Origin of the sequence: Nonomuraea sp. NPDC048892 (assembly GCF_040649735.1) — a bacterium.
Lineage (GTDB): Bacteria > Actinomycetota > Actinomycetes > Streptosporangiales > Streptosporangiaceae > Nonomuraea > Nonomuraea maheshkhaliensis.
This window is the reverse complement of record NZ_JBEZFZ010000048.1, coordinates 1-13,818: the sequence shown is the minus strand read 5'-3', so window position 1 is coordinate 13,818 and position 13,818 is coordinate 1. Positions and strand designations below refer to the sequence as shown.

Here is a 13,818-nt window from a genome sequence, read left to right as displayed (position 1 = left end):
CCTCATGACGACGACCCCTGGCCTGTTCGCCGGCTCGCCGCCGGTGAGGCCAGGCGCTCGGCCAGCTCGGCCAGGTCGCGGCCGTGCTGGATGTCGGCCACCGCCACGTCGAGGTCGAGGTCCGCGCTGATCCTGAAGGCCATCCTGGTGGCCAGGATGGAGTCGCCGCCCAGGTCGGCGAAGTTGTCGCGTACGCCTATCGGCTCCACGCCGAGCAGGTCCTCCCAGATGACGGCCAGCGCCGACTCGATGGGGGTGCGGGGGGAGATGAACGCGTCCGCCGCCGGTCCGCGTGGTTCCCTGGGGTCGGGCAGGGCCTTGCGGTCGACCTTGCCGTTCGCGTTGAGCGGCACGGCGTCGATGGCGTGCAGTGCCGACGGCATCAGGTAGGCGGGCACCCGCTCGGCGAGGTAGGTCATGAGCTCCTCCTCGGTCACCTCCGCGCGGGGCACGTAGTAGCCGACCAGCCGGCGCCGGGAGCCCTCGCCGAGGATGGCGGCCACGGACCTGGCCACGGCCGGGTGCCCGGCCAGCACGGACTCGACCTCGCCCAGCTCGACCCGATAGCCGTTCAGCTTGACCTGGTCGTCAACCCGGCCGAGGAATTCGAGGTTGCCGTCCGGCAGCCATCGGCCCAGGTCGCCGGTGCGGTACATGCGGGCGACGTCGCCGAGGTAGGGGTCGGGCACGAAGCGGCTCGCCGTCAGCGCGGGCCGGCCGGCGTAGCCGCGCACCACGCAGGCGCCGCCGATGTAGAGCTCGCCCGCGACGCCCACCGGGGCGGGGTTCAGCGCCGCGTCCAGCACGTACATGGTGGTGTTCGGGATGGCCCGCCCGATGGGGAGCAGGTCGCGCTCGACGGGGCCCTGCGTGTGGAAGACGGCGTTGCCCACCGACGCCTCCGTCGGGCCGTACTCGTTGAGCACGACCGTGCCGGGGTCCAGCCGCCGCCAGTGGGCGAGGTTGCGGCTGGGGAAGGCGTCCGCGCCGACGACGAGGGTGCCGGCCAGGTTCCTGGCCGCGGTCCTGCCGAGGGTCTCGGAGAGCAGGTCCAGGTGCCCGGGGGTCAGCTTGATGAAGGTGAACGGCGCCAGCCGCTCCAGGCGGGCCCCGAGGTCGTGCACCGGCAGCTTCTCCGGCAGCATGCAGACCCGTTCGCCCATGATCAGCGGGGTGTAGATGTTGGGCACGATCATGTCGAAGGCGAAGGAGGAGAACACCGGCGCCCCGCCGCGGCCCCGGCTCGCGTATCCCTCGACGCACCAGTGCAGGTAGTTGGCCAGGCCGGAGTGCGGCACCTGGACGCCTTTGGGCCGGCCGGTCGAGCCGGAGGTGTAGATGACGTAGGCCAGGTTGGCAGGAGTGGCCAGCGGGCCGAGGTCGTGCGCGGGATGGCGCTGGATGTCCGCGGCCCGCGTGTCGGTGCAGAAGACCTGCCAGTTCCCCTCGGGGAGCCGGGAGGCGAGGTGCGCCTTGGTGACGACGAGCTGGGCCTGGGCGTCGTCGAGCAGGAAGCGGAGCCGTTCCGCCGGGTAGCCGGGGTCCAGCGGCAGGTAGGCGGCGCCGGACTTGAGCACGCCGAGCAGGGTGACGATCATGTCCGCGTCCCGCTCGGCGTGCACGCCGACCACGGTCTCGGGTCCTGCCCCGAGCTCGCGCAGCTCTCTGGCCAGCCGGTTCGCCCTGGCGTTGAGCTCGGCGTAGGTGAGTTCGGCCGCGTCGCTGAGCACCGCGAGCGCGTCGGGGGTTTTGGCCGCCTGCCGTTCGATGAGCTGCTGCACGCACTCCTCGCGCGGGTAGTCGCGCACGGGCCCGTTCCAGTCCACCAGCATGCGCCGTCTCTCCGCGGCGCTCAGCGGGGAGAACGTGTCGTGCGGCCCGTCCGGCCCGGCCATCGCGGTCAGCGTGGCGAGGTAGTAGTCGCGGATCGTCAGCGCCTGCGCGTCGTCCAGCTTGCCGGAACGGTAGTCGAGGGCCAGCGTCAGGCGGCCCGAGCGGGAGTCGCGGATGAACCGGGTCGAAAGGGTGAAGTTGTTCGGCTCGACGCGGTGGGTGATCGAGACGCCGTCCTGGCCGGGCCAGGCGTCGGGGAGCCCCACGTCGCTGTATTCGAACATGGAGTCGAACATCTCGGCGCCGCCCAGGTCAGCGGCGATCCTGGCCAGCGGATAACGGCTGTACGGGAGCATCGCCTTGGCCCGGCCGTACACGCGCCGCACCAGGTCCCGCCACCGCCCGCCCGACACGTCCACCCGGAGCGGCAGCACGTTCAGGAAGAGACCGGCCGAGGGGCCTGGCGCGGGCGGGCGCATGGTCACTCCGGTGGCGACGTCGCCGGCGCCGGTCAGCAGGCTGATCACCTTCAGGTGCGCCGTGAGCAGCACGTCCTCGATCGGCACGCCCGCCGCGCCGCTCAGCGCACGCAGCGCGCCGGCGAGGTCGTCCGGCACCGGCGACTCGATCGACCGGTACGCGGTCGCGCCGCAGACGCCGGTCGCCACCGCCGCCCCGGACGCGGCCGGCAGGGGCGTCAGCGTGTAGCCGAGAAGGTGGTCCCGCCAGCGCTCGCCGTGCTCCGCGCCGACGGCCGCCTGCTCCGCCGCGACGAACTCGGGGAACGCCTCAGCGGGCGGGGCGGGGAGCACGGCCGCCGGGTCGGCGAGCAGGTCCGCGTATCGGCGCAGGACCTCGCCGAGCACGAGCGTCAGGCTCTGCCTGTCGAGGATCGCCTGGTGGTAGACGACGGTCCAGTGGAAATCGTCCTCCGCCCAGCGGTGCAGCACGCTGCGCAGGAGGGGCGCCTGCGCGAGGTCGAACGGGCGGCGCCGCTCGACGCCGAGCGCGGCCCGCAGATGCCGCTCCCGCTCCTCCTCGGGGACGCCGCACAGGTCGTGGACCTCGCGCCGCACCGTCGCCACCGCGTGCACGAGCTGCGTCGCCTCGCCGAAGCTGCTCAGGTCGAACGAGGTGCGCAGCACGGCGTGCCGGTTCACCACGTCCTGGACGGCCCGGTCGAACAGCTCCAGGTCGAGCCGGGCACCGCGCAGGCGCAGACTGCAGGCGTTGAGGTAGAGCGTCTCGCCCCCGCCGGACAGCGCGTGGTAGACGATGCCGAGTTGCAGCGCGGACATGGGATAGGCGTTCTCCACCCCGAGGGGCATTCGGGCCGGCCTGGTCGCCGACCCGTGTGCGAATGACAACGGAATCATCAAGACCCCTTTTTTCTCACGTCGTCCGATGACATTTTCGGGGGCGGACGGAAAGCCACTGAAACAGAATTCAGCACGTCGAAGAAGAGAGAACGGCGGTGAAAGCGGGAATCACCGGCGCGGGCCGCGCCTTTATGCCGGGCTCCACTATGGCGTACCCGCCGCTGCCTGAACAATTGCCCGAATTCGGCGCCGGGCGGGGCCTTCCCGGGGCAGGGCGGGGCGAGCGTTCAACTGCGCCGAGGCCGCAGTCGAACGCTCGCGCGCGACGTCGCCGTCAGCGCTCGCGCATGGGGCGCAGGGCGGGACGGGTGCTCCGCTCCTCGCCGAGCTGCCGCGCGAGACTCGCCACCGTCGGGGCGTCGAACAGGGTGCGGACCTGGATGTCCACCCCGAGCTGGGCGCGGATGCGGCTGACCAGGCGCACGGCGAGCAGCGAGTGGCCGCCGAGGTCGAAGAAGTCGTCGTCCACTCCGACGCCCTCGACCCCCAGGACCTCGGCGAACGCGGCGCACAGCGCCTCCTCGCGCGCGTCGGACGGGCCGCGTCCCGCACCGGCCGTGGGGGTGAGGTCAGGCGCGGGCAGGGCGCGGCGGTCGAGCTTGCCGTTCCCGGTCAGCGGCAGCGCGTCCAGCACCACCCAGGCGGACGGCACCAGGTGCTCGGGCAGCCGCTCGGCCGCGAACCTGCGGGCGACGGCGGGCAGCGCGGCCGCGCCTTCCGCGTCGCCGGCCGTCAGGTAGCCGACCAGCCGGACTTCACCGGGCGCGGTCTCGTGCGGCACCACGGCCACCTGTTCCACTCCGGGGCAGCCGGCCAACACTGCTGTGACCTCGCCTGGTTCGACGCGGAATCCACGGATCTTGACCTGGTCGTCCGCTCGGCCGGCGAACAACAACTGGCCGTCGGTGGTCCAGCGGGCGCGGTCGCCGGTGCGGTACATGCGGGTGCCCGGCTCGGACGGGCACGCAACGAAGCGCTCCGCCGTCAGACCCGGGCGGCCGAGGTAGCCGCGGGCCAACTGGGCGCCCGCGACATACAGCTCGCCTGTAACCCCCGGCGGGACGGGCGACAGATGCTCGTCCAGGACGTGGAAGGCGGTGTTGGCCACGGGTGTGCCGACCGGTGCCATGCCACCGCTGCTCAGGCGGGTGGTGGCCACACCGATCGTCGTCTCCGTCGGACCGTAGTGGTTGAACACCGCACAACCGCGCTCGCCGGCCTCCTCCAGCAACCGCGCCAGCCAATCAGGAGCAGCCGCCTCACCACCCAAGACCAAAGCGCGGGCAGGCAGGAGACCGGGACCCATCGCCGCCAGATGGGACGGCACCATCTTCACGAAATCGATCTCGCGCTCGGCCAGCAGACTGCCGAAAGCATCCGGGTCCGTAGCGGCCTCCTCCGCCATGATGTGCAACTCACCACCCAGGGTCAGCGCGGCGAAGACGATCGTGTTGCCCAAGTCGGTCGCCTGCCCCTGAACCAGGGCATACCGGCCACCATCCATCCCGAGCCGCCCCGGCACCGAAGCCACATAGTTCGCCAAAGCCCCCTGACTGACCAGCACACCCTTCGGCCGACCGGTCGAACCGGAGGTGTAGATGACGTAGGCCGTCTGGCCGCCGTGCACGACCCGCTCGGGCCGGGTAGCGGGAGCCATCGACAGCCGCAGCTTCGTGAGCGTGTCGTCCAGCGTCAGCATCCGCACCCGCCCGGCCGGGAGCTCGTCCGCGATCTCCTCGCTGGTGACGGTCAGCACGGCCCGGCTGTCGGACAGCAGGTAGGCGATCCGGTCCACCGGCTGCTTGGGGTCGATCGGCACATACGCCGCACCCGCCTTCCACACCGCCAACAACGCCACCACCAGCTCGACACCGCGATCCAGGCACACCCCGACCACGGACTCGGCGCCCACCCCCTCGCCGACCAGGACATTCGCCAGCCGGTTGGCCCGCTCGTCCAGATCGGCGAAGGTGACCTCCTCACCATCGGGAGCCACCACCGCGACCGCGTCCGGCCGGCCGGCGACCTGCGCCTCGAACAGCTCCACCACCGGAGTCGCAGGCTCGCCGGTCGCCGTGCGATTCCACTCCGAAAGGGCCCGGTGCTCGTCCTCCCCGAGCAGGTCGACCTCGCTCAGCCGACCCCGAGGATCGGCGGCCAGCTGCTCCAGCACCCGCGCCCAGTAGCCCGCGATCCGCCCGGCCCACTCCTCGTCGAACAGGTCCGCCGCGACCGTCACGGAGCCGCGCACCCCGGCCGGAGCCCCGTCGGCGTCGAACGTCTCGCCCACGAGCACGTCGAGGTCGAACTTCGCCGCCGACGTCCCCGCCGACCTGCCCTCGGCCCTGACGCCGGGCAGGTCGAGCACGGCCGCGGCGTTGTTCTGCATGGTGAACACGACCTGGAAGAGCGGGTGCCGGGCCATCGACCGCGCCGGGGCCAGCTCCTCCACCAGCCGCTCGAAGGGCACGTCCTGGTGTGCGAGCGCCGCCAGGCTGCGCTCCCGCACCCGGCCCAGCAGGTCGCGGAAGGCCGGGTCGCCGGTCAGGTCAGCCCGTACGACCAGCGTGTTGACGAAGCAGCCCACCAGATCGTCGAGCGCCACGTCCGTACGACCTGCGTTCGCCGACCCGATCGGGATGTCGGTCCCGGCACCCAGCCGCGACAGCAGCACCGCCAGCGCGGCCTGCAGCACCATGAACATGGTGACGCCCTCGGCCCTGGCCACCTCGGCCAGCCGCGCGTGCACCTCGGCCGGGATGCGCACCGGCACACTGTGCCCCCGGTGCGAGGCCACCGCCGGGCGCGGCCGGTCGAACGGCAGCGCCAGCTCCTCCGGCGCACCGGAAAGGGTGTCCCGCCAGTAGGCCATCTGCGTGGCGATCAGGCTGTCCGGATCGTTCTCGTCGCCCAAAAGCTCACGCTGCCACAGGGTGTAGTCGGCGTACTGCACCGGCAGCGGCTCCCACACCGGAGCCCGGCCGCCGCGCCGCGCCGCGTACGCCACCGACACGTCCCGGGCCAGCGGCCCGATCGACCAGCCGTCGCCCGCGATGTGATGGATCACCACCACCAGCACCAGCTCGCCCGGCCCGGCCGCGAACAGCCAGGCCCGGATCGGCACCTCCGACGACAGGTCGAAGGCGTAACCCGCCGCCTCCGCCACCGCGGCGTCGAGATCGGCCGGCGTCTCCCTGACCGGCTCCCATGCCAGCTCGTCCGGGGTCAGGACCCGCTGGTAGGGCTCGCCGTCGGCGACGGGGAAGACGGTCCGCAGCACCTCGTGCCGCTCGATCACGTCGCACAGGGCGCGGCAGAGGGCATCCCGGTCGACGTCGCCGGTCAGGCGCAGCACGATCGGGTCGTTGTAGGTGCCGCTCGGCCCCTCAAGCTGGCTGATGAACCACAACCGCTGCTGCGCGAACGACAGCGGCACCCGTTCCGGGCGTTCCATCGGCGTCAGCGGCGTCTGGACGGTGCCGTCTGAGGCCAGCCGGGCGGCCAGCCCGGCCACGGTCGGCGCCTCGAAGAGCACCCGGATGTCCAGGTCGGCCCCGAGCACCGCGCGGATCCGGCTGGCCAGCCGCACCGCCAGCAGCGAGTGGCCGCCGAGGGCGAAGAAGTCGTCGTCCACGCCGACGCTGTCGAGGCCGAGCACCTGGGCGAACACGGCGCACAGGATCTCCTCCCTGGCGTCCTGCGGCCGGCGGTCGCCCGGCCCGGCCGCCGGGCCCGCGTGGCCGGGACGGGGCAGCGCCTCGCGGTCGAGCTTGCCGTTGACCGTCAGCGGCAGCGCCTCCAGCGCCACCACGGCCGCGGGGACCATGTAGCCGGGGAGGCGTTCCGCGGCGTGTTCGAGGATCGAAGGGATGGCGTCGTCCGCGCCGCCGGTCAGGACGACGTAGGCGGCCAGGCGCCTGTCGCCCGGCTCGTCCTCGCGCGGGACGACCGCGGCCTGCGCGACCGCCGGGTGCGTACGGAGCACGTTCTCGATCTCGCCCGGCTCGATCCGGAAGCCGCGGATCTTCACCTGGTCGTCGCTCCGGCCGGCGAAGGCCAGCTCGCCGTGCGGCGTCCAGCGGGCGAGGTCGCCGGTGCGGTAGAGCCTGCCGCCGTCGGCGGCGAACGGGTCGGCCACGAACCGCTCGGCGCTCAGCCCAGGACGGCCGAGGTAGCCGCGCGCCAACCCGGCCCCGGCGACGTAGATCTCCCCGACGGCCCCGACCGGCACGGGCGTCAGGTACTCGTCCAGCACGTAGACCCGCGTGTTCAGCACGGGCGAGCCGATCAGCACCTGGCCGGCGTCGGGGTCGCAGCGCCACAGCGTGGCGTCCACGGTGGTCTCGGTCGGCCCGTACGAGTTGAACATGCGCCGGTCACGCGCCCACCGCGCCATGACGTCCGGCGGGCACGCCTCCCCCGCGACCACCACGGCGACGCCGGGATCGAGCGCCTGCTCCGGCAGCGTGGCCAGCACCGCGGGCGGCAGCGTCACGTGCGTCACGCCCCGCTCGGTGAGGAACCGCGGCAGGCCCTCGCCCAACCGCCGCTCCGGCGGGATCACCACCAGCGCCGCCCCGGACAGCAGCGCCATCATCCACTCCCAGCCGAACGTGTCGAAACTCGCCGACGCGAACTGCCCCACGCGGCTGCCAGGACCGGCCCCGAGGGCGCGGACCTGGCCCGCGACCAGCGCGGCCACGCCGGCGTGGGTGACCAGCACGCCCTTGGGGCGGCCGGTCGAGCCGGAGGTGTAGATCACGTACGCGGGCTGCGCCACCGACCTGCCGCCTCTGTCCACCGGCGCGGCCGGGCTCTCGGCGTCGATCAGCAGGGTCGTCGCGCCCGCCGCCGCCGGGACGCCGGCCGTGGCCGAGGAGGTGACGACGATCGCGGGCGCGGCGTCCGCCACCATGAACGCCACCCGGTCGGCCGGGTACTCGGGGTCTATCGGCAGGTACGCGCCACCGGCCTTGAGCACGCCCAGCAGCGCGACGATCAGGTCGGCTCCGCGTTCGAGGCACACGCCGACGACCGACTCGGGGCCGACGCCATGCCAGGCCAGCCGCCCGGCCAGCCGTTCCGCGCGCGCGTCCAGCTCGGCGTAGGTCAGCTCGGCGTCACCCGCCATGAGGGCGACCGCGTCAGGGGTGCGCGCCACCTGGGCCTCGAACAGCTCCGCCACGGTCGCGGGCGTCACCTCGGGGGCCTCGGTGTCGTTCCAGCGGGTCAGGACGTCGTGGCGCTCGCCGGCGCCGAGCACGTCCAGGCTGCTGAGCCGGACCCGCGGATCGCCGGAGACGGTCTCCAGCACCCGCGCCAGCCGCCCCGCCAGCGCGGTGACGGTGCCGGGCTCGAACAGGTCGGCGGCGGCGGTGATCAGCGCGCGCACGCCGGCCGGGACGCCGCCGTCGTCGAACACCTCGGCCATGATGACGTCGAGGTCGAACTTGGCGGCGGAGGCGCTGGTGTGCACGGTCTCGGCCCGCAGGCCGGGCAGGTCGATCTCCTCGTCGAGGGTGTTCTGCAGCGTCAGCATGACCTGGAACAGGGCGTGCCGGCCCATCGAGCGGCTCGGGGACAGCTCCTCGACCAGGCGCTCGAAGGGCACGTCCTGGTTGGCGAAGACCGACAGGCTGGTCTCCCGGACCCGGGCCAGGACCTCGGTGAAGGCGGGGTCGCCGGACAGGTCCGTACGCAGGACGAGGGTGTTGACGAAGGAGCCGACCAGGTCGTCCAGCGCCTCGTCGGTGCGTCCCGCGTTCGGCGAGCCGATCGGGACGTCGGTGCCCGCGCCGAGCCGCGACAGCAGCATGGCGAGCGCGGCCTGGAGCACCATGAACATGGTGACGCCCTCCGCCCGCGCCACCTCGCGCAGCCGGGCGTGCACCTCGGCCGGCACCTCCATGGGCACCGGGTGGCCGCGGTGTGTGGCCACGAGCGGGCGCGGATGGTCGAAGGGCAGCGTCAGCTCCTCCGGGGCGCCGGCCAGCGCCTGCCGCCAGTAGGCGACCTGCCCGGACAGGACGCTGCCCGGGTCCCGTTCGTCGCCGAGCAGGTCCCGCTGCCACAGGGTGTAGTCGGCGTACTGGAGCGGCAGCGGCGCCCAGGCCGGCGGCCGGCCGGCGCGGCGCGCGGCGTAGGCGGCGGACAGGTCGCGGGCCAGCGGGCCGGTGGAGGCGCCGTCGCTGGCGATGTGGTGGATCGTCACGGCCAGGACGTGCTCGTCGGGGGCGAGGCGGAACAGCCAGGCCCGCAGGGGCACCTCGCGGGCCAGGTCGAACACGTATCGGGCGGCGGCGGCGACCGCCTCGTCCAGCTCCCCTGGCGCGAGGTCGGTGACCGGCAGATCAAGCGCCGCCTCCGCCGCCGGGACGATCTCCTGGTACGGCTCCCCGTCGGCGGCGGGGAACCGGGTGCGCAGCACCTCGTGCCGCTCCACGACGTCGCGCAACGCCAGCCGGAGCGCGCCGACGTCGAGCTCGCCGCGCAGCCGCAGCGCGACCGGCACGTTGTAGGCGGCGCTCGACCCTTCGAGCTGGCCGATGAACCACACGCGGCGTTGCGCGAACGACAGCGGCACCCGGTCAGGGCGCTCCCTGCGCGTGAGCGCCGTCTGCGCGGCGGCGGCGCCGGCCCGGCGGGCCGCGTCGAGGTGGGCGGCGAGCAGGGCCGCGGTCGGCGCCTCGAACAACGCGCGCAGCGGCACCTCCATGCCCATGATCGTGCGGACCCGGCTGATCAGCCGCACCGCCAGCAGCGAGTGACCGCCGAGGGCGAAGAAGTCGTCGTCCACGCCGACGCCGCCGAGGCCGAGCACCTGGGCGAACAGGCCGCACAGGATCTCCTCCTGCGGGGTGGCCGCCCGGGTGGCGGGCCCGGTCGCGTGGTCGGCCGCGTGGTCGGGGACGGGCAGAGCGCGGCGGTCGAGCTTGCCGTTGACGGTCAGCGGCAGCTCGTCCATGGTCACGACCGCCGACGGCACCATGTGCCCGGGCAGCCGCTCGGCCGCGTACTCCCGCAGCACGGCGCCGAGCCCGCCCGCACCGGCCTGCCGGGACGCGCCCACACCGGGACTTGCGGGGTCGGTCGTGGCGGCGTTCGCGGGGTCTGACGCATCGGGGTTCGCGGGTGCGTCCGTATCGCCGCGCGCGGGGGCGGGGACGACGTAGGCGACCAGGCGTACGTCACCGGGCGTGTCCTCGCGGGCCACCACCGCGGCCTGCTCGACCAGCGGATGAGCGGCGAGCACGGCCCGTACCTCGCCCGGCTCGATCCGGAAGCCGCGGATCTTCACCTGGTCGTCCACCCGCCCGGCGAACACCAGCTCGCCCTCGGCGTTCCAGCGCACCCGGTCGCCGGTCCGGTACATCCGCGTCCCGGCGGGCCCGAACGGATCGGCCACGAAGCGTTCCGCGCTCAGCCCCGGCCGTCCCAGGTAACCGCGTGCCAGCCCGGCCCCCGCCACGTACAGCTCGCCCGCCACACCCACCGGCACCGGCGCCAAGCGCTCGTCCACGACGTACACCTGCGTGTTGGCGATGGGCGTGCCGATCGGCACGTCGCTCGCGCCCGCCCGGCACCGCCACACCGCGGCGTCCACGGTGGTCTCGGTGGGGCCGTAGGAGTTGAACAGCTCCCGGCCCGGCGCCCACCGCTCGACCAGCTCGGCCTCCAGCGCCTCACCGCCCACGTCGATGACGACGCCGGCGGGGACGTCCCTCTCGTCCAGGCCCGCGAGCACGGCGGGCGGGAAGGCGGCGTGCGTGATGCCCTCGCCGGCGATGAACGCCGCCAGCTCCGCGCCGAGCCGCCGGTGCGGCGGCACGACGACGAGGGTGGCGCCGGCGGGCAGGGCCAGCGCCCATTCGGAGCAGAACATGTCGAAACTGACGGACGCGAACTGCAACATCCGCGACCCCGGGCCGACCTCGGTCGGGTAGCGGCGGGCGAGCGCGTGCGCCGTGTTGGCGAACCCCTCGTGGGTGAGGACCACGCCCTTGGGGCGGCCGGTCGAGCCGGAGGTGTAGATCACGTACGCCGGGTGCCGGGGCAGCACCGGCGTCCCCGGATCCCCACCGGACAGCCCACGCAGCTCCGCGACGGTCGCGTCCGAGTCGAGGACGACCAGGCCGGGCGCCGTGCGTGCCCTCCCGCTTGAGTCCACGACCGCGCCGGGCAGCGTGCGGGCCGTGGTGGTCGAGGCGAGCACCAGGGCCGGCGCCGCGTCCTCGATCATGTACGCGATCCGCCCCGCCGGATACTCGGGATCCACCGGCAGGTACGCGCCCCCGGCCTTCAGCACGCCGAGCACCGCGGTCATCAGCTCCACGCCGCGCTCCAGCACCAGCGCGACCACCGACTCCGGCCCCACACCTCGCCCCGCCAGCAGCCGGGCCAGCCGGTTGGCCCGTTCGTTCAGCTCCGCGTAGGTGACGGCGTCCGCGCCGCAGCTCACCGCGACCGCGTCCGGTGTGCGTACCACCTGTGCCTCGAACAGTTCCGTCACCGTCGCGGGACGGACCGGGACGTCGGTGTCGTTCCAGGCGTCCAGCACCCGCTCGCGTTCGGCCTGGTCCAGCACGTCCACGGCGCTCAGCGGCAGGTCATGGCCGCCGTCCAGGGCCGCTTCGAGCGCGGAGAGCAGGTTGCCGGTGGTGGTGCGCAGCAGCGTGCCGACGGCGCGCGGGTCGATCGGCGCGACGGCGTCCACGGCCAGCGAGAGCCGGTCGCCGTTGTCGTCGGCGTTGACGGTGAGCGGGTAGTTGTCGCGGTCCTCGGAGTAACGCAACGTGATGCCCGCCATCGCGTCGTTCGCGTCACGCGAAGGGCCGCTGTTGTGACGGTAGTTGAACAGGGCGGTGAACAGCGGCGTGTCCCCGGTGACGCCGCTCGCCTGCTGCGCGACGGCCAGCGGTGCGTGCTCGTGCCGGACGAGCGCGGCGAGCTGGCCGCGCATCGCGCCGACCGATTCGAGCACGCCCGTCCCGCCGGTGCGGACGCGTACCGGGAGGGTGTTCATGTACGGGCCGGGCACCCGGTCGGAGCCGGTGCCCGCGTTCATCCGGCCGAACAGCACCGACCCGAACACCACATCGTCGCGACCTGACAGCACGGAGAGCAGCCTGGCCCAGGCCACGTGCAGGAGCGTCGCCGGGCTGGCGCCGGCCCGGCGGGACAGCTCGCGCACCCGCCGCTCCAGCTCCGGCGGGAACGGCACGATCTCGCGTACGGAGGCGGTGCCGTGGCCGCGCACGTCCAGCACGCCGTACGGCGCGGTCGGCTCGGTGACGTCGCCGAGCAGATCGGCGAAGTAGCGCTCGTGCTCGGCCCGCTCGACGGCGCCGCGAGCCTGGGCCACGAACGTACGGAACGGCAGCGGCTCGGGCAGTTCGTCCCCGCGTCCGGAGAGGAAGGCCCGCACCTCGTCGATCACCACTTCGAGCGCGGTGTGGTCCTGCGCCAGGTGATGCACCCGCACCAGCCCCAGCCATCGGGAGGTGCCGGGGACGGGCGTGACGTGGATGTCCATCAGCGGCGCTCGACCGAGTTCCATGGTCCGGCCGACGTGCGCGACCAGGCGTTCGGCGAGGTCGCCCGTGCCTGGGCCGGGCGTCACCTCGCGCACGGGGAGCACCGCCCGCCGCCACACCGCCTGGACGGGTTCGCGCAGCCCCTGCCAGACGATCGAGGTGCGGTAGATGTCGTGCCGGTTCACGACCTGCTGGAGAGCGCCGGCGAAGGCGTCCAGCCGGGCCCGCGAGTCGAACTCGACCACGGTGGGCTGCACGTAGGCGTCCTGGCCGTCCTCGGCGAGCAGGTGGTGGAACAGCAGCCCCTCCTGCAACGGCGCGAGGGGATAGACGTCCGCGATGTTGGCCGCGCCGCCCTCGACCGTGGCGGCGATCCGGTCGATCTCCTCCGCTGTCAGTTCGACCAGCGGCAACATCTCCGGGGTGATCGCGGTGGCGCCGGCCGGGATCGCGTTGTCCGGCACCGCCACGCCTGTCTCGCCGGCCGACCGGGCCACCCCGGCGGGGGTCGGCGTCTGGAAGAACGAGCGCACCGACACCGACACGCCACGTGCCCGCAGCGCCGCCACCGCGCGGATGGCCAGCAGCGACTGGCCGCCGAGGGCGAAGAAGTCGTCGTCCACGCCCACGCTCTCGACGCCCAGCACCTCGGCGAACGCCGCGCACACCATCTCCTCGCGGGCGTCGGCCGGTCCCCGGCCGATGCCGGTCGTGTACTCGGGGGCGGGCAGGGCGGCGCGGTCGAGTTTCCCGTTGGCCGTTCGCGGCAGCGCGTCCAGCAGCACCACGGCCGACGGCACCATGTACTCGGGCAGCCGCTCCGCCGCGTACCCGCGCACCGCCTCGGCACCGGGCGGCTCGTCGCCGGGCACCACATAGGCCACCAGCCGTTTGTCTCCCGGCGTGTCCTCCCGCGCGATCACCGCGACCTGCCGCACTCCAGGACAGTCCGCCAGCACCGCGCTGACCTCGCCGGGCTCGATCCGGAAGCCGCGGATCTTCACCTGGTCATCCACCCGGCCCAGGAACGCCAACTCACCCTCGGACGTCCACCGCACCCGATCCCCGGTCCG

2 protein-coding genes are annotated in these 13,818 nt (G+C 73.6%); both read right to left on the bottom strand.

Going from position 1 to position 13,818, the window contains the following annotated elements; genetic code table 11:
• Positions 1-2 precede the first annotated feature (2 nt).
• Positions 3-3,161 (bottom strand): amino acid adenylation domain-containing protein, encoded by a 3,159-nt coding sequence (locus tag AB0C28_RS54320; protein ID WP_358085088.1) that lies wholly within the window; start codon positions 3,159-3,161, stop codon positions 3-5.
• Between the two features lie 325 nt (positions 3,162-3,486).
• Positions 3,487-13,818 (bottom strand): amino acid adenylation domain-containing protein (locus tag AB0C28_RS54315; RefSeq protein WP_358085085.1); only part of this gene is annotated, 10,332 nt, incomplete at its 5' end.

Excerpts from the sequence above, each read along its gene's own strand:
- AB0C28_RS54320 (WP_358085088.1), bottom strand. The coding sequence starts at position 3,161 with ATGCCCCTCGGGGTGGAGAACGCCTATCCCATGTCCGCGCTGCAACTC.